Source organism: Iodobacter violaceini (assembly GCF_011601265.1).
In the GTDB taxonomy this organism is placed as follows: Bacteria; Pseudomonadota; Gammaproteobacteria; order Burkholderiales; family Chitinibacteraceae; genus Iodobacter; species Iodobacter violaceini.
Window position 1 is genome coordinate 164,335 of record NZ_JAAOLX010000002.1, and the last position, 18,573, is coordinate 182,907.

The window sequence follows — 18,573 nt, forward strand, 5'->3', positions numbered from 1 at the left end:
CACGGACTCCACGATTAATAAATGCAAAGAGCGTAATCACACGCAGACTCCGCAATAAACAATGACTAAAAGAGCGCTCACTCGCTGATTTCCCAACGAATGGCCTCTTTACCCTGGCCAAGCAAATAACGGTTTGCTGCAGAAAAATGCCCATTACCAATAAAACCGCGATAAACCGAAAGTGGCGAAGGATGAGCCGAGCACAAAATACAATGCCGGCCGGCATCAATCAAAGCTTGCTTCTTTTGCGCATAAACGCCCCAAAGCATAAATACAATATGGCTTTGCTGCTCTGCCAGCGATTTAATCAACGCATCGGTCAGCACTTCCCAACCTTGCCTCGCGTGCGATGCGGCCTTATCGGCTTCAACCGTTAAAACACAATTAAGAAGCAGAACACCCTGTTCGGCCCAGGATTGAAGATTGCCATGTTGTGGCGGGGTATGACCCAGATCCCGCGCAACTTCTTTAAAGATATTCACTAAGGAAGGTGGTGGTTTAACACCAAAAGGCACAGAAAAACTGAGTCCATGCGCCTGCCCCGCGCCATGATAGGGATCCTGGCCAAGCACCACCACTTTGACCTGCTCAGGTTTCATATATTCAAGCGCTGCAAACCATTGTGATGGCTGGGGAAAGACGGGTTTTCCCGCAGCAAGCTCAGCCTCTAAAAATGCGTTAAGTTGCTGCCATTTTGCACTTTGTAAAACATCGCTCACTAAAGGCTGCCATGCAGCAGGCAGTGTCATCATGCTTGCGCCCCGCGCCCGGCATGCACAAGGCGGCGGTGATTTCTGAAAACTGTGCGTTCAAACCAGTCACGCAAGGCTTCTTCCTGCAATAATAAGCGTGCAGTGAGCACATACCCTTGCTCCGACACGACGCATGAAATAATTTCGGCAGGCAATTGCAAGGAAAAAGGGAGTATGTGTGAAAGGCTAAGCGCCAGCGCACCATGCGCCCCTAAGGGCAATGCCGCGGAATCACGCCAGACAATGGTTTCCAAACCAATCATAACTTCTTTAGCTGCAGGCAAGGTATGGCTGGCATTTTTTGCTGTCCATAACAGCATTAAATCCAGCTTGGCGTGCAAAGCATCCTGCGCATGGCTGCGCTCATCACTGATCGATTCAAACTCTGCCAGTACGGCAAGGTATCGCGTCGCTTCAAAAGTGCTTTGCTGCAGCACGCCATGCCATGCAAGTGGCAAATGGGCAGAGAAATGCACGCCATCAGGAACTGGAAGTGTATTCATCGGTTTGAACCTTGGTTGTTTTACAAATTATAACGCGGCAACGTTGTCTTTTTGCTGATCACAGCTAAGCTTTCAAAAAGACACACAGAACTTACCTAAACGGAATACATACTATGCGCTACTCCGCACTGATGATGTGCCTGACTGTTGCTTTTACTTTTGCAGCCGAACCCGGCCATAAAGCAGCCGCCCCGGAGCCTGCCCATAAAACCGAAAAACCTGCCGCAGAAACTGCACCAGCCAGTCATGATGCGCCTCCTGAAACAATCCCAGTACCTCATTCCGCCCCGGTTGGCAAATACGGCATCCCAAGCCCAGGGCCGGGCCACCGCAGCAATAATTCTCATGCTGCAGCAAAAAAACACAAAGCACCCTCCGCTCACGCTCCGGCTGCAGCACACGGCGACGGGCATGGCGCACCTCACGCAGGAGGACACTGGGGCTACGAAGAAGGAAGTACCGGCCCCAACCGCTGGGGCAGCATGAGCCCCTCATTTGCGCTTTGCGCTGAAGGAAAAGAACAATCTCCCATCAATATCACAACCAGTTATGCGCAGGAAATGGAGAAAATCAAATTCAGTTACGGCATGACCCGAATTATTGTGGTCAATAACGGGCACACTATTCAGCTTAATATCGACCCTGGCAGCTATATTGAGGCCTTAGGCAGCAAGTACCAGCTTTTGCAGTTTCACTTTCATACCCCAAGCGAAGAAGCCATCGGCGGCATTCGCTACCCGATGGTGGCGCATTTAGTCCATAAAAGTGAAGAAGGTAAACTTGCGGTAGTGGCCGCGCTGATTCAGCAAGGCGCGCAGGATAATCCGCTGATAGAAGCGCTCTGGGACAAAATGCCTGACGAACACAATGAATCGAGAACCTTTGATAAGCTGACCTACAGCCCCGCGGCCTTGCTTCCGCTGGACCAGTCTTTTTATACATTTATGGGGTCACTCACCACCCCCCCTTGTTCTGAAGGTGTGCGCTGGCTGGTAATGAAAAACCCCCTAAGTATTTCAGCCCGGCAAATTGCACGTTTTCGTAAGATATTCCCCATGAATGCCCGGCCTGTCCAATCAATCAATGCAAGAAATGTAATGGAAGGAATGTAGCAAAATCATATCTGCTAACTAAGGGCGCTGACTTGCCTTTGCCGCTCGTAACAAAGAATCGCGGCAGCAGCGGCCACGTTTAAAGACTCAACCTGCCCTTGCATAGGAATAGTCAGCCGCAAGCTGGCTAAATCCTGCATCGCCTGCGAAACGCCTGATCCTTCAGAACCCAGTACTAAAGCCAGATCGTGCGCTAAATTGGCCGCATAGGGCGGCACCGCCTGCTCAAGTACCGTAACAGCGACTGCACCGGAGAACTGGCTGGCAAAGGCAGGCAAATTGATATGCTCCAGCATATCCAGGACAAAATGAGCTCCCATCCCTGCCCGCAATACCTTGGGCGACCAGACATCCGCACACTCATCTGCGAGCAATACCTGATCCACACCAAACGCCGCGGCTGAGCGCAAAATCGTGCCCACATTACCGGGGTCCTGCACGCCATCCAGCAACAGGCAAAAACCACGCTCACGCGCTGGCGCGGCAGTCGGAATGGTGTAGAGCCCCATAATGCCCGTGGTGCTGGGTAAATCGCTGAGCTCGGCAAACAAAGCTTCGTCCAGGATGATTTGAGCTGCAGTAAAACGCTGTAAAAGGGCCAGCACTTCCGTGTTTTCAAGCGCAGCCGGTGTTAAAACAATTTTCTCCGGAGCACCACCGGCATCCGCCAGCGCCAGCAGCAGATGCGTGCCATCGAGCAGGGTTTGTCCGGCTTTGCGCCGTTCACGGCGGCTGCCTGAAAGCTTTAATAAGGATTTAAAAAACGGATTCTGACGGGAAGAAATAACAAGCATAAAGAACCTAAAACAATCAGCGATGCTGAGCGGGATGATGAGATAAAGCACGGCTGGTCAGTAAGCCTATCTGCTTAAAGTGCTGATAATGCGTATCGGCAAGGAGATCCCCCCCCTGCCGGTCGGCATAGATAATACCGACAGCCTTGTCCCCAACAAAAATAGACATGGCACAAAATTCTTCTTTACCCACCTGATCACGAAATCCCGCAGGCAGCATGGGCTCCAGGCTTTCGGCATTGCCTGAATTTAACCAAATGCTTTGCTGCTTGAGCATCAGCCGCGTCAGCAAGTGGGGCTCATCCAGCTTAATATGCAGTTGACGGGCCGGATCAGACGGCTCTATTCCATGGGCAAAGCGCGCTTTAACCGCATTTTCACCCGCAACCAGCAGGGCAAAAAGAATACGCCGCATACCCAGCCCTTCTGCCAGTGCGCGTACCGCCAGAGTCATAATCTGATTAGCCGGCGCACCCTGTGTGCCGGCCAGATGCAGCGCCTGCATTCTTTCAGCCAGAATGTCTTTTGTGATCAGAGCAGGAGCAGGCACAGGGGCGGCCTGTGCAGGAGCAGGAGCAGGAGCAGGAGCAGGTGGCACGGGCCATTCACCCGGCAACATAGGCAACCAGCGTGCGGCAGGCCAGCCTTGCTTCTGAGGCTCGTTACGTGCGTATTGCAGCATTAAACGGTTGGTTCGCTGCCAGACATCATCCACGGAGGTATTTAAGATTTCAGCCATGGCGTGCAATGCCTCAGCCACACCAGGCTGCCACCAGCCACGATCCAGCAAATGAGCCAGCTGTAAGGTGGCGTGCTGCAAGGATTGCCTTGGCAGCATATTTTCTGTTTCCTGAGACAATAATGCGCTTAATGACTGCGGCAAAGACCAAGCTGCCAGTAAGGCATGAGCATGATCTCTGCCATGAGGCGCGGTGGGGTCACTTTCATGCGCCAGCAGCTCCAGCACCTCGGGCATCCGGCTGAGTAAGGCAGAAATAAAAATCTCGTCCAGATGCGCATCATAGCGCTCCCCCGCAAACTCCCTTGCCATCTTGGCGGTAAAGCGCGTATCGGCAATACATTTATGAATACGGGCAATCGTTCTGGGGTGCCCTTGCAAAACGTCTTCCAAAACAGGCAGACGGGTAAAATGCTCAATAAAAGGAGCAACCCCCATCAGCATCACAATGCCATTGATGGTTGTAATATCGGCAGCCAGACTGCTTTTTTGCCGCTGATTAATATAACGCAGCGCCTGAGCCGTCAGCAGCGGGTCTTTTAAAACAATATCGGCTAAATCAGAGGGGCTGACGCGATCAGCACGGCGCAAAGCCAAAAGCAACTGCTCACGACTGGATTGTAAAACAGGCAGGCCACGGCGTGCCCAGTAGGCAAGCCAGGCAACATTACTCGTGGCGGCGGGGTGAGCTAGATTGTCCATACTAAAAGTCTGCTGCCTTTCCAGTCTCCAATATCACAGATGCGGGCAGGAGGCGCATTGGGAATATCAAAGCTATTACTAATTAATAAGCTGCCGGGGCGCATTTCTTTTTGCGCTTTTTCCCAGAGCAAGCTCATTGGCTCGGGTGATAAATAAGCGTAAACCACATCATAATCAGTCAGATCAGCGGCGAATGCATCACCGTGATGCCAGCCTGCATTGCTCCGGGCTAAGCGTAAGCGGCCAAACAACCAGGGAAGCCAGGAAAACTCGATACCATCAGCTTGCACATCCGGCCGGTGGCGGACAAACCAAGCCAGTACCGTGCCAGTGCCTGCACCCAAATCCAGTAAACGCGCCCCTGCAGGCACTTGCTTTGCCAGCTGTTCCAAAGCCTGAGTGTTACTTAAATACAAAGGCACTCTGTTGCGTAAGACGCCACCAAACACCATCCAGCTAACCAGCAGCGCCACCAGATACCAGCGGGGATCAACAGGAATCAGGAGCGCCAGCGAAACAGCAAATGGAAAAACCAAGTGGATGTATCGCCACCACGTGCCATCATGCCAGCGTAAAGCAGCTGAAAAAGAAAGGCCTGCTGTAAGCAAGGCCCAGATGATTGCCGGCCATGCCATCAGGCCCGCAACAAGCGCCGCAACAGCCATGGCACAAAACTGAATAAGCACAAAGCGCAGGGCTTGCGTCATTTATCCGTCTTTTTTACAGCCGCTGGGGGCGGCGCTTCATCCTGGCTTTTCCCCGCCTGCTGGCGAATATTGTCTTCGGCCTCATGATTCAATACCACGATGCTGATCCGGCGGTTTACCGGGTTATAAATATTGCCTGTATCCAGGGGAATAACATCACCAAAGCCGTTAACACGTAATATTTTTTTATCGGATAAGCCACCCGCAACCAGTTCGCGGCGGGATGCATTAGCACGATCAGCCGACAGCTCCCAATTGCTGTAGCCCTCATCGCCACCCGCAAAACGGGATGAATCGGTATGGCCGGATAAAGAAACCGCATTAGGGACTTCATTTAAAAATTCAGCGATTTCACGCAGCATATCCCGGCTGAAAGATTCAAGATCTGAGCTGCCCGATTTAAACATGGGGCGATTTTGCTCATCCACAATCTGAATTCTTAAGCCTTCTGCCACCATATCTAATTTAAGCTGGTTTTTAAATTGCGCTAATTTGGAATTTTCTTTGATTTTATTATCCATCAAAGCTTCAAATTTTTGCTTCAGCTCCGAAAGACGTTTTTTATCTTTGGCAGCAACCGAAACAACATCGCCATTTTTAACCTGGCCCGCCTGCTTGGTTAAATCATTCCCGCCGCCCTTAATTAAGGATGTGGCATCCCCTGCGCCATCCCCGCCGGACATAGATACTTTAAGCGGATTAGCAAAATAGCTGGTAATCCCTTTCATGGTCCCTTTTGATACCGACCCCAGCAACCACATCAGCAAGAAGAAAGCCATCATCGCGGTAACGAAGTCGGCATAGGCAATTTTCCATGCCCCTCCGTGATGCCCGTGGCCGCCTTTCTTAATCCGTTTTACAACTATGGGGCGTTGTGAATCATCGCTCATTTTGCGCTACCTTAAAAACTATGTGGTTTTACTTACCCTTAGCACTCTTCACATGATCTTCTAATTCTTTAAAGCTTGGGCGATCACTGCCGCTCAATGCTTTGCGGCCAAATTCAACAGCAACTTGCGGCGCATAGCCATTCAGGCTGGCCAGCAAAGTGACTTTCACAGCCTGAAACGCAATACTGGTTGCTGCGCCCTGTTTCTCCAGCACCGTTGCCAATGGCCCCACAAAACCATAAGCCAGCCAAATCCCCATAAAAGTACCTACCAGCGCCGCACCAATCAGCTCGCCCAGTGCAGGTGGCGGCAGATGCAAAGAACCCATAACGTGAACCACGCCCATTACCGCCGCCACAATACCAAAAGCAGGCAGGCCATCGGCCAGCTTGGTAATTGCATCGACCGCAACGTGGGCATCTGCATGGTGCGCTTCTAATTCCACATCCATCAGATTTTCAATTTCCATTGAATTTAAATTACCCCCGACCATGAGGCGCAGATAATCACAAAGGAATTCAGTTAAATGATGATCATGAGCAACGGAGGCATATTTGGAAATAATAGGGCTGGAATGCGGGTCTTCAATATCTGTTTCAATCGACATCAAACCTTCTTTCCGTACTTTGGAAAGAATTTCAAACATCATGGCAAATAAATCCATGAAAAAAGGTTTGTTATAGGGGGTGCTTTTAAACATAAGAGGAAGAGCCGCGACCGTTTGCTTCATCCCTTTCGCGCCTTGGGCAGCGATCATCCCGCCAATTGCACCACCGAAAATAATAACGAGTTCGGATGGCTGCCAGAACGTGCCTAAATGCCCGCCGTGTACAGCGTAAGCGCCCAGAATACAAACGCACATAAAAACATAGCCAATAATGACGAACATGCGTCAGCTTCCCTGTAATGACTTAATAAAATAACTTACTTAGGCTGCATATTAGAAGATTGAATACAGCACGACAACCAATCAAGGAGAATTAAAGCGAAATGAATTGCGCTTTGAGATGTATTACCAGAGAGACGCCTGCGCATTTACTCTTATGACAGGGCCAAAACTTTTTCTGTGTACAGGGCAAGGGCCAAGCCGCTTTAATGCTTCTAAATGCTGCGCTGTCGGATAGCCCTTATGCTGCGTAAAACCATAGCCGGGATAAAGCGCATCAAAACCGTCAACTTCACGATCACGGCTGACCTTGGCCAGAATGGAGGCCGCAGAAATGCAGCTTTCAAGCGCATCACCACCCACAATCGCCCTGGCAGGAACGATTAAACCTTTTGGAATCCGGTTACCATCAATTAATGCTTCGGCGGGCTGCACATCAAGGCCGGCAACAGCACGCTGCATGGCCAGCATCGTGGCATGCAGGATATTCAGCTCGTCAATTTCCTCAATTGAAGCCGAGGCCACCGACCAGGACACTGCGCAGGATTTAATTAAATCAAATAAAACATCACGGCGGCGGGCCGTTAATTTTTTTGAATCATTTAAGCCAGGTAAATCATAGCGGGCAGGCAAAATAACCGCAGCGGCAAACACTGCTCCGGCCAATGGGCCTCTGCCCGCCTCGTCAACACCACAAATTAAACTCACGCCTTTACCCCTAGCACCGAGCAAACCGCATCTGCTGCGCGCTCTGCTGCACCGCAGCGCAGGCTAAGGTGCAGATCTGCAAAGCGGTGACTCAGAGCCGTGGCAAGACGTTTGTCATCGTATAAATTACTGATGGCCTGAAGCAAATTATCCGATGTTGCATCGTCCTGCAAAAGCTCAGGCACTACAAACTTGCCCGCCAGCACATTGGGCAGGCTGACATAAGGCAGCCTGAGCTTTCTTTTAACCATACGGTAAGTCAGCGAAGACAAGCGGTAAGTCACCACCATGGGCTGGCGCGACATCATTGCTTCTAAGGTTGCCGTACCTGACGCCAGCAGAATCACATCAGCAGCCTGCATCGCTTCGTGTGCATGACCAAACATCAGACGAAACGGCAGCTCCTGAGCGCCCTGCTTCCAGATTTCCTGCTCAAACAACAAGCGCGTTTCACGCGTCACAAACGGCACCAGAAATAAGGCATTGGGATATCGGTCCAGCAGCTTTCTGGCGGTTTCAACAAACAAAGCCGCCAGCATTTCAACTTCGCTTTGGCGGCTGCCAGGCAGTAAGGTAAACACAGCTTTTTGCGGCGGGATTTCCAGCACTTCACGCACAGCCAGCTGATCTGGCACTTCAGGAAAAATCTCAGCTAAAGGGTGGCCAACATAACTGGCAGGAATATTTGCATCCCGATATATTTTTTCTTCGAAAGGAAACAGCAACAGCATATGCGACACGCACTGGCCAATTTTTTTAAGCCGCTCCGAGCGCCACGCCCAAACAGAAGGACCAACATAATGAATGGTTGGCACACCCGCCTGTTTAAGTGTTTTTTCTAATCCGAAATTAAAATCAGGGGCATCAATACCAATAAATAAATCCGGCTTATCTGCCAGCAATTGCCGTTTTAACTGGCGGCGGATACGCAGTAATTCGGGCAAATGACGAATCACTTCCAGATAACCACGCACAGCCAGTTTTTCCATAGGCACAACAGAGGTGCAGCCTGCGGCCTGCATTTTAGGGCCTGCAATACCGAAAAAATCAGCATGTGGCAGGCGTTTCTTCAGAGCCAGAATAAGCTGGCTCCCTAATAAATCGCCCGAAGATTCACCGGCCACCACTGCTATACGCAGGCGGCCTTGAGTATTTAATATGCGCTGCATATCAGCGGATAATCCCACGAGTGGATTGTGCAAAGAAATCAAGGAAGGCCTGAAGTTCCGGCTGATCAGTGACTTGTGTTTCTATAGCCGCTTTAGCCTCTGCAAAAGGTAAGCCCTGACGGTAAAGCATTTTATATGCGCGCTTAATATGGGTAATTTGCTCGCTGCTGAAACCCCGGCGCTTTAAGCCTTCGCTGTTAATTCCGTTTGGCACAGCCCGATTACCCGCGGCCATAACAAAAGGCGGCACATCCTGAGCTACCGCTGCAGTAAACGCGGTCATGGCATGCGGGGCAATTTTGCAGAACTGGTGCACGGTGGTAAAGCCACCCAAAATCACCCAGTCACCAATATGCACATGGCCCGCGAGGGTGGTGTTATTGGCAAAAATAGTATGGCTGCCAATTTTGCAATCATGGGCAATATGCACATAGGCCATAATCCAGTTGTCGTCCCCTATCATAGTGACGCCATCGTCCTGCGCCGTGCCGGTAGAAATCGTAACATTCTGGAAAATCGTATTGCCATCGCCAATCACAAGGCGTGTTGGTTCCCCCGCATATTTTTTATCCTGAGGCGCACAGCCTATGCTGGAGAAAGAATAAATACGGTTGTTTTTGCCAATTTGCGTATGCCCGTCTACGACCACATGGGCCTCAAGACGAGTACCAGCGCCGATACTGACATGCTCACCAATCACACAAAAAGGGCCGATCTCTACGTCAGAGGCAAGCTCGGCTCCGTCATGAATAATGGCTGAAGCGTGAATTTTCGACATATTTTACTCTGACTGAATTAGCGTTGAACTTCGCGTTGCGCGCACATTAAATCAGCTTCGGCAGCTAATTCTGTACCGACAAAAGCCTGTGCTTTGTATTTCCAGATGCCACGCTTATTAGCAGTGATCTGCACGCATAAAGTCAGCTGATCACCCGGCACAACCTGGCGTTTAAACCGGGCATTATCAATACCTGCAAAGAAATATAAAGAATCTTCCGAAGGCGCAACTTCAAGGCTTTTGTACGACAATACGCCGGCAGCCTGGGCAAGCGCTTCCATAATCAACACACCCGGCATGACCGGATAGGTTGGAAAATGGCCCTGGAAGAAAGGCTCATTAATGGTGACATTTTTAATTGCTTTAATTGAAACGCCAGGCTCAATTTCTAAAACGCGATCAATTAATAAAAAAGGATAGCGATGTGGCAAGCATTTTGTAATTTCTAAAACATCCATGGTCTGACTCATTACACTTATTCTCCAACCGGCGACTGACTGCCGTGATCTCTTGCTTAAAGCCTGTTAATTAAAATGAATTTCGTTGCCTTCTATTCTGCAGGCAATGTCAATACAGCAATTTCTTTTTCAAGCTGCCTGATGCGTTTTGCCAATTCATCCAGATGACGTAAATGAGCGGCATTATGCCGCCAGTCATCATAGGTTTGCATTGGATAAGAGCCTGAATACACGCCTGCTTCACGAATCGTTTTCGCCACCAAAGTACCGCCCATGACTGTCACACCGTCACAGATTTCCAGGTGACCTGAAATCATCACCGCGCCACCAATCTGGCAGCGCGCGCCAATTTTTGTAGAGCCGGCTATTCCCACACAGGCAGCCATGGCCGTATGTTCACCGATTTCCACGTTATGGGCGACCTGAATCAGGTTATCAATCCTCGCGCCGTTACCAATAATGGTATCGTTTAAAGCGCCCCGGTCTACCGTGGTGCAAGAACCAATTTCAACATCATTGCCAATAAGAACCCGGCCAAGCTGAGGGATTTTCTCCCAATGATCTGTGGCCCATGCATTGCCAAAACCATCACCTGCAATCACCGCATTGCTGTGTAAAATCACCCGGTCACCGATAAATGCACCGCTGTGTACGCTGGTATTGGGGTGAATAAGGCAATCATCACCCACTTCAACACGCTCACCAAGATATGCATTGGCTTTCACGATTGTGCGCTCACCCACTACCGCACCGGCTTCAATCACAACGCCAGGACCAATTTGAGCACTGGCCGCTACTTTAGCAAGCGGGTCAACAACTGCACGGGGATGAATTCCCGCCACAGCCAGCGGACGCGGATGCAGCAGCTGCGCCACTTGCGCAAAATACAGTTGCGGGTCACGCGTTACGATATGCGGATGTTTTAAGCTGGCACTTTCAGCGGGGCGGACAATAAAGGCCGCAGCACGGCTGGTTTGCAATTGCGCGCGCAGGCGGGGGTTTGCCAAAAAAGCCAGCTCACCCTCCCCTGCTTTTTCTAAAGAAGACACCCCGGTAATCAGCACATCATCGCCATGACGCTCGCCACCGAGTAATTCAACAAGTCCCGATAATCTGAAAGAAAGCAACATGCGTTTATTTGTCCATTAAAAGCTTTAATACTTTGTCTGTAATATCAATACGAGGGCTGCGCCATGCAACTTCCTGCAAAATTAAATCGTATTTTTCGCTGGTCGCTATTTGCGCAATAGCGGTATTTACCCGCTCCTGCAAACCGGATAATTCCTCATTGCGGCGCACATTCATATCTTCATTGAATTCACGCTGCATACGCTGAAAATCCTGATTCATTTTAACGAGCTCACGCTCTTTAATTCTGCGATCCGTTTCTGCAAGTGTTCCTCTGTCCAGCAACTGCTGCAAAGCCTTACCCTGAGCCGAAATCTTTTGCAAATCAGCTTTACGGGCATCAAATTCACGCTCTATCTTTTTGGCCGCCCTCACTGCCGGGGATGCCTCACGCAAGATTCGCTCGGTATCCACAAAACCAATCCGCATATCTGCCGCAAATGCACTGGAAGTCAATACAACACCCATTGCCAGTAATACAGCACGTGGCCATTTCAACATAGATAGTGGCTCCTTAAAATCAGAATACTTGACCCAACTGGAACTGGAGTCCGCGTTCAACACGGTCATTTGGCTGAGCATTATATGGCGCTGCCCAGCTTAATTTAATTGGCCCTACTGGCGAAACCCAGGTAAATGCCACACCCGCTGAATAACGAAGTTCGCTAAAGCTTGGCTTATCGCCTGCCCCCCAAACCGCACCGGAATCCGCGAACACACTTAAACGTGTAGAGCGGTCATTTTTCAAACCTGGAATCGGGAAGAAGAATTCAAAGTTATTAATCAGTCGTTTATCCCCCCCCATACCATCGCCACGGCTGTCAACAGGCCCCACCGATCCGGATCTGAAACCACGGATTGAGCCTACACCACCGGCATAGAAGTTTTTATAGAAAGGATAAATATTATCGCCATAAGCATGGCCATACCCCCCTTCCACATTCCACATCAGGCTCATTTCTTTACCAAATGGAATAAAGTACTGGCTGCGGGTTGATAGCTTGTAATAATCAATGTCTGAGAACGGGGCAGTCACCTCACCATTCAGGCTAAGTAACCAGCCTGATGTAGGGTAAGAGCCACTATTACGCGTATCACGTCCCCAATTTACAGAAACAGGGAATGTTTTATTTCTGGAGCCTTGGGTGCTTACAAAATCTAATACGTGCTGAGGCGCAGAAGCATCGGCCTGAATAGCCAGACTTTCATAGCCCAAACCAAAACCAACCCGATTTGTTTCTGTTAAAGGCAGGCTGAAATTCGAGTTAAAGCCATAAGATGAAGTCGTATACTGACCCAAATCTACGCGTGAAGGATCTGTATCACGGCGATAGATATTCCAACCCACTGAAACACCATCTGGTGTTGCATACGGATTGGTTACACCAAGGGAATATACTTTGTTGGATGAACTTGAATTCACTTCAACCGCAAATTGCTTACCACTACCCAAAAAGTTATTCTGAGAAAGAGATAAGACCAAAACAACGCCTTCACTTTGCCCATAACCGGCACCAATATTAAAGTTGCCTGATTTCTTTTCAGTCACGGTGACATTCATATCCACCTGATCGGCTGTATCAGGTACCAGAGGCGTATCAACAACAATTTCACCGAAGTAATCGAGCTGCTCCAGGCGCTGCTTGGAGCGTTTAATTTTAGCGCCATCATAGGCCGCTGATTCTAACTGACGTAATTCACGGCGAATAACCACATCACGGGTTTGGGAATTGCCGCTTACATTAATCCGTCTTACATAGGTTTTTTTGCCCGGATCAACATAAAGAGTAAATGCCACTTTATTATTTTTCTGATCAATTTCCGGCACAGCATTTACATTGGCAAAAGCATAACCCACTTCGCCCAAAGCTTCAGTAATTGCGGCTGTTGACCGGTTCAGGCTTTCACGCGAAAACACTTCGCCCGTATTTAAAGTAATCAGTTTCTTTAAAATAGCAGGGTCGATAATTGTGTCGCCCAGCAATTTGACGTCGCTCACTTCAAACTGCTTACCTTCTGAGATATTCAAGGTCAGGAAAATACCTTCACGATCTTCAGAAATAGCAACCTGAGTAGACTCAACATTAAATTCGATATAACCACGATCCATATACCAGGAGCGTAGTTTTTCCAGATCGGCAGATAGTTTTTGCTTGGAATATTGGTCGGCTTTGGTGTACCAGGTGAGCCAGCCACCCGTAGTTTGACTCAGCATATCAAGCAAATCATCTTCTGAAAACGCTTTGTTTCCAATGATATTAATCTGCTGAATACGTGCCACTTCACCTTCAGAAATATCCAACTGAACGCCAACACGGTTGCGCTCTAATTTAGTGACTTCTGATTTCACCACAACGGAATAACGGCCGCGTGAATAATATTGCTGTTTGATTTCCTGAACGGCAGCATCCAGCACGCTTTGATCAAAAATACGCCCTTCAGCAAAGCTCTGACTTTTCAGGGCGCTTTTAATTTGATCCTTTTCCAGCATTTTAGAGCCATTAACATTGATTTGCGCAATGGTAGGACGCTCATCCACCGTAACAATCAGGACCTGCCCATTGGATTCAACCCGCACATCATTGAAAAACCCAGTTGCAAACAAGGCTTTGATCGCCTCTTGTGCGCGATCATCATCAAAGCGATCACCCACTTTTACTGGCAAATAATTAAAAATCGTTCCAGCGTCAGTTCGTTGCAGCCCCTCAACACGAATATCGCGGATCACAAATGGCTCAACCGCCCAAGTAGGAAAAGCAACACTGCTCAGGGCAGCTGCTAACAACAAGTTTATCGATTTTAATTTCATTATTATGAAGAGTCACTAATGAGTTAGCAGGCATAAACTGCCCACACTGCGTTAAAAAACGGCCGAAAACCCTTAATTACTGCTGTAAACCCTGGCCTTGAAATATGCGGCTAAACAAGCAAAGTGGTTTAACCAGGAAAAAGCCGATGGATGTCGTTGTAAAGCGCAAGAGACATCAAGCCCAACAACAACACAATACCAATGCGCTGACCAAATGCTTCAGCCTCAAGCGGCAGACGCCGCCCAGTCAAAAATTCTACCGTATGATACATCAAATGCCCGCCATCCAGCACCGGCAAGGGTAGCAGGTTTAAAACCCCCAAACTAATACTAATTACACAAAGATACTCAAGAAAAGCATTTAAGCCCATGCGGGCACTTTCCCCTGCGAATGTTGCAATCGTAATCGGGCCGCTAACCTGCTTCACGGACACCTGCCCTGTGAGCATTTTCCAAAACATCACCAGAGTCAGCCGGCTGCCCTGCCAGGTTTTATTCAGTGCATATTGCAAGCCCTCAACCGGGCCAAAATCCCGGGTAAACCGCTGCTGCTGCCAGGTAGTTGCATCCACTTCAGGAGCAAGACCTAACTTGCCTGTTTTCTGCCCGTTTTCTACAACGGCGTCAGGAATAACTGTGCGTTCAATGACTTGCCCATTGTGCTTCCAGCTTATAAGGAGTGGCTGAGCTGCAGAAGACGCTACAGCAGCCTGCACGTCACGCCAGCCATGCAATGGGGAGCCATTGATCGTCACCAGCTGATCGCCCGCTTTGATACCAGCCTTTGCCGCAGCACTTTGGGGTGCAAGCTGAGCAATACGTAAGCTGAGGGGCACAGGAGACATCCCAAGACGGGAAAGAAGCTGCTGATCGATTTCATCCCGGGTGAGATGACTGAGATCCAGCATCACAGAGCGCTCTGAACCAGCATTTGACCGAAGCTGCAAGGGTACTGTTACCGCGCCACCACTCTGCTCCAGCAGGCCAAACTGCAGCTCATCCCAGCTGGAAACCGGCATGCCTGACACAGAAAGCACTTCATCGCCCTGAAGAAGCCCCGCTTTTTCTGCCGCAGAACCTGCGCTGATAAATGAAACAACCGGCCTCAGCGACTCAACCCCAGCAAGTGACAAGCCCCAGTACAGCAAAATTGCGAGTAAAAAATTAGCCAGCGGCCCCGCTGCAACAATGGCCATTTTGGCCAGAGGGGGACGACGATTAAAAGCACGCGGCAAATCAGCAGCAGCAATTGGCTCACCTTCCCGTTCATCAAGCATGCTGACATAACCGCCAAGCGGAATCGCACCAATTTGCCAGAGGGTTTCCCCCTTGCGCCACTGCCAGAGCGGTTTACCAAAACCAATGGAGAAAACCAGCACCTTTACCCCGCAGCGCTTTGCCACGTAGTAATGCCCGTACTCGTGGATCGAAACAAGCAGGCCGATGGCAACAATAAACGCCAGCAGTGACGTCAGCATAAGGGGTGACTCTGCAACCACTGACGCGCAACAGTACGCGCCATCTCATCCGCACTAAGCAAGGCTTCTAATGATTCAGCCGATGCCCGATGCGTACACTGCCCCAACACCGCTTCGATAAGCCGGGGAATGTCTGTAAAGCGTAAAGCCTTATTTAAAAAGCCTTCAACGGCCACTTCATTGGCCGCATTTAAAATGGCGGGGGCGGCGCTGCCAGCAGCAAGGGCATCAAAAGCCAGTTGCAAGCAAGGAAAGCGCTGTAAATCCGGCGCTTCAAAATCCAGACGGCCCACGCTAAAGAAATCGAGCGACTTCACGCCCGCATCAATTCGCTCCGGGTAAGCCATGCCGTAGGCAATGGGGGTGCGCATATCAGGATTGCCCAGCTGAGCCAGCACTGAGCCATCCATATACTCCACCATTGAATGCACAACGCTTTGCGGATGCACGACCACCGAAATATCGTTTTTTTCCGGCGCATTGAATAACCAGCGCGCCTCAATGACTTCCAGCCCCTTATTCATTAATGAGGCCGAATCCACTGAAATCTTGCGGCCCATAGACCAGTTAGGATGCTTACAGGCCTGCTCTGGCGAAACATGATGCAATGCTTCATGCGCCATGGTGCGAAATGGTCCGCCCGATGCCGTCAGCAAAATGCGCTTTACCCCTGCATCCTGCAAGCAAGCCGCATAAGGATTTTCACGATAAGCGCCAGGCAGTACCTGAAAAATAGCGTTATGTTCGCTATCAATCGGCAACAGCGCAGCACCGGATTCGCGCACCGCATCCATAAATAAAGAACCGGCCAGCACCAGCGTTTCTTTATTTGCCAGCAAAATGCGTTTGCCCGCACGCGCGGCATCCAGCGTGGGCTGCATTCCTGCGGCCCCTACAATCGCCGCCATCACGGCATCGACGTCTGCTGCCGTTGCAACATCGCTCAATGCAGACACGCCCCACAGCACTTCAGTAGCAGAGCCTTGCTCTTTTAATAGCGCGGCTAATGTCTGAGCCGAAACAGCATCCAAAACAACAGCAAAACGAGGCTTAAACTGCACGCATTGCTGAGCCAGTTTTTCCAGCTGACTGGCCCCTGTGAGTGCAAACACTTGATAGCGCTCTGGATATCGGGCAATCACATCAAGTGTATTGACGCCAATACTGCCAGTTGAACCCAAAATGGTGATTTTTTGCATAGAGGACATGATGATATGGCCTTGCGCTTTAATCTGCCCGAAAAAGACCTGTGCCATATATTAAAACAGCAATAAAACCAATACGTTTTTTCTTTGGAAAAAACATCTGCTGTATTGGTTTTATTGCCAGTGTTTTAATTTCAGCAATAAGATCTTGTGACAAGCACATGATTTACGCAGTTTGAATTTAGAATAATAAGAAGCTGAGGTAAATTGCACAGGCTACCGGCAGGATGGCTAATAAGCTATCAACCCTGTCGAGCACTCCGCCGTGCCCCGGTAATAAATTGCTGCTGTCTTTCATTCCGATCTGACGCTTAAACAGGGATTCTAATAAGTCCCCCATTACACTAACCGCCGTTAAGATCACCGCAATAGCCAGCCATGCCGCAAGCGACAATAGTTCGCCATGAAAAAACAAGTGTTTAGGCAAAAAGAACGTGTAAATCAATACGCCCAGCAAACCGCCAGCAGCACCTTCCCAGCTTTTGCCGGGGCTAATCAATGGTGCAAGCTTGTGCTTACCAAAAGCTTTACCAAAGAAATAAGCCGCTGAATCGGCAACCCATGCAATCGCCAATACAGCAAGTAACGCCCATGGCCCCGCTGTGCGCAGCACAATTAATGCAAGCCCTGCAGGCAGCAGCAAGGCCCAGCCTAATAAAATATTTAAATTTGCGGCATTTGCCAGCTTCCATTTTTTAGAAAGCCAGCATGGCGTAACAAATAACCAAAACACGCTCGCCCCAAACATCAGCCCCAATAGCATTGAAGGCGTATAAATAAGCTGACTGAGTAAAGCAAATACAACTGCGGTTAATAAAGGATAAACTTTAGCAATAAAGCCTTGCATGCCGGATAAACGCTGCCACTCCCAGGACGCGGCAACCATAATCAATCCACAAAATGAAATCCATGCAAGGGAGCCGGTTGTCCCTAATTGAGGTAAATAAAAGATTGCCGCAAGCAGCAGCGGCAGTAAGAAGAGGGCCGTTAGAACACGAGTTTTTAGCATGGGGTCTGAAGTTGCTCACTAATACGGCCAAAACGTCGTTCCCGGCTGTGATACCAGTCAATCGCAGTTTCCAGTGCCTGACGGTCAAAATCAGGCCAAAGCATATCGCTGAAATAAAGCTCGGTATAGGCAAGTTGCCATAGCAGGAAATTACTGATGCGCTGCTCCCCTCCTGTCCTGATAAATAAATCAGGCTCTGGCGCATAGGCCATCGCAAGGTAGGGAGATAAATCATCTTCTGTGAAAGCAGTGCTTAATTCCGGGTGATCTGCCAGCATTTTATGTGTGGCATTAATGACATCCCAACGGCCGCCATAATCTGCAGCAATAGAAAGTGTTAAACCTGTATTGTTTGCCGTTTTTTCTTCAGCAGCATCAATCAGCTCTACCAGCTCCGGGCCAAAATGCTCGCGATTGCCAACAATTTTTAAACGAATATTTTTTTCGTGCATGCGGTTAATTTCACCACTCAGCACTTTCAGAAAGAGGCCCATTAAAAATGAGACTTCATCTTGCGGGCGACGCCAGTTTTCATTACTAAAAGCAAAAACAGTTAAATAACCCACGCCAAGTGCATCACAAGCGCGCACCGTATCACGTAAAGCCTCTACACCACGCTTATGGCCAAATATACGTGGCATCATGCGTTTTTTTGCCCAACGGCCATTGCCATCCATAATCACGGCAATGTGACGGGGAACAGCTGCAATGTCCTGCGGTATTTCTTTAGTTGAGCTACTGAATAT

At 49.4% G+C, this 18,573-nt stretch carries 19 protein-coding genes; 1 reads left to right on the forward strand and 18 read right to left on the reverse strand.

Annotated features, from left to right (window positions below):
• Positions 1-77: 77 nt before the first annotated feature.
• Together ung and HA050_RS04305 are read right to left on the reverse strand one after the other, a co-directional pair.
• Positions 78-752, reverse strand: a complete 675-nt coding sequence (ung, locus tag HA050_RS04300) for a uracil-DNA glycosylase (protein ID WP_166822539.1) — start codon at positions 750-752, stop codon at positions 78-80.
• The gene (locus tag HA050_RS04305) at positions 749-1,255 is read right to left on the reverse strand and encodes a PilZ domain-containing protein (RefSeq protein WP_166822542.1); all 507 of its coding nucleotides are present in this window, start codon (positions 1,253-1,255) and stop codon (positions 749-751) included. Before HA050_RS04305 ends, ung begins: the two co-directional genes overlap by 4 nt.
• Positions 1,256-1,368: 113 nt before the next feature.
• Between HA050_RS04305 and HA050_RS04310 the strand changes: the two genes are divergently transcribed.
• Entirely contained in the window at positions 1,369-2,367 is a 999-nt protein-coding gene (locus HA050_RS04310; RefSeq protein ID WP_166822545.1) for a carbonic anhydrase, read from the forward strand.
• A gap of 14 nt (positions 2,368-2,381) precedes the next feature.
• Here the strand turns inward: HA050_RS04310 and HA050_RS04315 are convergent, their stop codons facing one another.
• From HA050_RS04315 to uppS, 16 genes are all read right to left on the reverse strand, one after another.
• A complete protein-coding gene (locus HA050_RS04315; protein ID WP_166822548.1) occupies positions 2,382-3,161 on the reverse strand; it encodes a TrmH family RNA methyltransferase in 780 nt (259 codons plus the stop codon).
• A 16-nt stretch (positions 3,162-3,177) separates the two neighbouring features.
• The gene (locus tag HA050_RS04320; protein WP_166822551.1) at positions 3,178-4,602 is read right to left on the reverse strand and encodes an HDOD domain-containing protein; all 1,425 of its coding nucleotides are present in this window, start codon (positions 4,600-4,602) and stop codon (positions 3,178-3,180) included.
• Complete coding sequence (locus HA050_RS04325) at positions 4,590-5,309, reverse strand: class I SAM-dependent methyltransferase (protein WP_166822554.1); 720 nt, start codon at positions 5,307-5,309, stop codon at positions 4,590-4,592. Before HA050_RS04325 ends, HA050_RS04320 begins: the two co-directional genes overlap by 13 nt.
• Positions 5,306-6,199, reverse strand: a complete 894-nt coding sequence (gene motB / locus HA050_RS04330; protein ID WP_166822557.1) for a flagellar motor protein MotB — start codon at positions 6,197-6,199, stop codon at positions 5,306-5,308. The genes HA050_RS04325 and motB overlap by 4 nt, the downstream gene beginning before the upstream one ends.
• A 28-nt stretch (positions 6,200-6,227) precedes the next feature.
• Positions 6,228-7,088 carry a flagellar motor stator protein MotA gene (gene motA, locus HA050_RS04335; RefSeq protein ID WP_115227483.1) on the reverse strand — a complete coding sequence of 287 codons (861 nt, stop codon included), beginning with the start codon at positions 7,086-7,088 and terminating at the stop codon, positions 6,228-6,230.
• 123 nt (positions 7,089-7,211) lie between these two features.
• Positions 7,212-7,793, reverse strand: coding sequence for a ribonuclease HII (rnhB, locus tag HA050_RS04340; protein ID WP_166822560.1), 582 nt, complete (start codon positions 7,791-7,793; stop codon positions 7,212-7,214).
• Positions 7,790-8,962 (reverse strand): lipid-A-disaccharide synthase, encoded by a 1,173-nt coding sequence (gene lpxB, locus HA050_RS04345; RefSeq protein WP_166822563.1) that lies wholly within the window; start codon positions 8,960-8,962, stop codon positions 7,790-7,792. Before lpxB ends, rnhB begins: the two co-directional genes overlap by 4 nt.
• A 1-nt stretch (position 8,963) precedes the next feature.
• Positions 8,964-9,740, reverse strand: a complete 777-nt coding sequence (gene lpxA, locus HA050_RS04350) for an acyl-ACP--UDP-N-acetylglucosamine O-acyltransferase (protein WP_166822566.1) — start codon at positions 9,738-9,740, stop codon at positions 8,964-8,966.
• 17 nt (positions 9,741-9,757) lie between these two features.
• Entirely contained in the window at positions 9,758-10,210 is a 453-nt protein-coding gene (gene fabZ / locus HA050_RS04355) for a 3-hydroxyacyl-ACP dehydratase FabZ (RefSeq protein WP_205836288.1), read from the reverse strand.
• Positions 10,211-10,290: 80 nt separating this feature from the next.
• A complete protein-coding gene (lpxD, locus tag HA050_RS04360; RefSeq protein ID WP_166822569.1) occupies positions 10,291-11,328 on the reverse strand; it encodes a UDP-3-O-(3-hydroxymyristoyl)glucosamine N-acyltransferase in 1,038 nt (345 codons plus the stop codon).
• 4 nt (positions 11,329-11,332) lie between these two features.
• On the reverse strand, positions 11,333-11,827 hold the full coding sequence (locus HA050_RS04365) for an OmpH/Skp family outer membrane protein (protein ID WP_099396114.1): 495 nt from the start codon (positions 11,825-11,827) through the stop codon (positions 11,333-11,335).
• A 19-nt stretch (positions 11,828-11,846) separates the two neighbouring features.
• The gene (bamA, locus tag HA050_RS04370) at positions 11,847-14,114 is read right to left on the reverse strand and encodes an outer membrane protein assembly factor BamA (protein ID WP_240928978.1); all 2,268 of its coding nucleotides are present in this window, start codon (positions 14,112-14,114) and stop codon (positions 11,847-11,849) included.
• A gap of 149 nt (positions 14,115-14,263) precedes the next feature.
• Positions 14,264-15,613 carry an RIP metalloprotease RseP gene (rseP, locus tag HA050_RS04375; RefSeq protein ID WP_166822575.1) on the reverse strand — a complete coding sequence of 450 codons (1,350 nt, stop codon included), beginning with the start codon at positions 15,611-15,613 and terminating at the stop codon, positions 14,264-14,266.
• Entirely contained in the window at positions 15,607-16,821 is a 1,215-nt protein-coding gene (gene ispC, locus HA050_RS04380; protein ID WP_166822578.1) for a 1-deoxy-D-xylulose-5-phosphate reductoisomerase, read from the reverse strand. The genes rseP and ispC overlap by 7 nt, the downstream gene beginning before the upstream one ends.
• A gap of 178 nt (positions 16,822-16,999) precedes the next feature.
• Positions 17,000-17,827 (reverse strand): phosphatidate cytidylyltransferase, encoded by an 828-nt coding sequence (locus HA050_RS04385; protein ID WP_166822581.1) that lies wholly within the window; start codon positions 17,825-17,827, stop codon positions 17,000-17,002.
• The gene (gene uppS / locus HA050_RS04390) at positions 17,821-18,504 is read right to left on the reverse strand and encodes a polyprenyl diphosphate synthase (RefSeq protein ID WP_205836316.1); all 684 of its coding nucleotides are present in this window, start codon (positions 18,502-18,504) and stop codon (positions 17,821-17,823) included. The genes HA050_RS04385 and uppS overlap by 7 nt, the downstream gene beginning before the upstream one ends.
• Positions 18,505-18,573 lie beyond the last annotated feature (69 nt).

What these genes read in the sequence shown, in the direction of transcription:
- lpxB (WP_166822563.1), bottom strand. Translation starts at nt 8,962, where the DNA reads ATGCAGCGCATATTAAATACTCAAGGCCGCCTGCGTATAGCAGTGGTG.
- HA050_RS04325 (WP_166822554.1), bottom strand. Translation starts at nt 5,309, where the DNA reads ATGACGCAAGCCCTGCGCTTTGTGCTTATTCAGTTTTGTGCCATGGCT.
- ung (WP_166822539.1), bottom strand. Translation starts at nt 752, where the DNA reads ATGATGACACTGCCTGCTGCATGGCAGCCTTTAGTGAGCGATGTTTTA.
- lpxA (WP_166822566.1), bottom strand. Translation starts at nt 9,740, where the DNA reads ATGTCGAAAATTCACGCTTCAGCCATTATTCATGACGGAGCCGAGCTT.
- rseP (WP_166822575.1), bottom strand. Translation starts at nt 15,613, where the DNA reads ATGCTGACGTCACTGCTGGCGTTTATTGTTGCCATCGGCCTGCTTGTT.
- HA050_RS04365 (WP_099396114.1), bottom strand. Translation starts at nt 11,827, where the DNA reads ATGTTGAAATGGCCACGTGCTGTATTACTGGCAATGGGTGTTGTATTG.
- HA050_RS04310 (WP_166822545.1), top strand. Translation starts at nt 1,369, where the DNA reads ATGCGCTACTCCGCACTGATGATGTGCCTGACTGTTGCTTTTACTTTT.
- HA050_RS04315 (WP_166822548.1), bottom strand. Translation starts at nt 3,161, where the DNA reads ATGCTTGTTATTTCTTCCCGTCAGAATCCGTTTTTTAAATCCTTATTA.
- motB (WP_166822557.1), bottom strand. Translation starts at nt 6,199, where the DNA reads ATGAGCGATGATTCACAACGCCCCATAGTTGTAAAACGGATTAAGAAA.
- HA050_RS04305 (WP_166822542.1), bottom strand. Translation starts at nt 1,255, where the DNA reads ATGAATACACTTCCAGTTCCTGATGGCGTGCATTTCTCTGCCCATTTG.
- fabZ (WP_205836288.1), bottom strand. Translation starts at nt 10,210, where the DNA reads ATGAGTCAGACCATGGATGTTTTAGAAATTACAAAATGCTTGCCACAT.
- HA050_RS04385 (WP_166822581.1), bottom strand. Translation starts at nt 17,827, where the DNA reads ATGCTAAAAACTCGTGTTCTAACGGCCCTCTTCTTACTGCCGCTGCTG.
- motA (WP_115227483.1), bottom strand. Translation starts at nt 7,088, where the DNA reads ATGTTCGTCATTATTGGCTATGTTTTTATGTGCGTTTGTATTCTGGGC.
- HA050_RS04320 (WP_166822551.1), bottom strand. Translation starts at nt 4,602, where the DNA reads ATGGACAATCTAGCTCACCCCGCCGCCACGAGTAATGTTGCCTGGCTT.
- ispC (WP_166822578.1), bottom strand. Translation starts at nt 16,821, where the DNA reads ATGTCCTCTATGCAAAAAATCACCATTTTGGGTTCAACTGGCAGTATT.
- lpxD (WP_166822569.1), bottom strand. Translation starts at nt 11,328, where the DNA reads ATGTTGCTTTCTTTCAGATTATCGGGACTTGTTGAATTACTCGGTGGC.
- uppS (WP_205836316.1), bottom strand. Translation starts at nt 18,504, where the DNA reads ATGGATGGCAATGGCCGTTGGGCAAAAAAACGCATGATGCCACGTATA.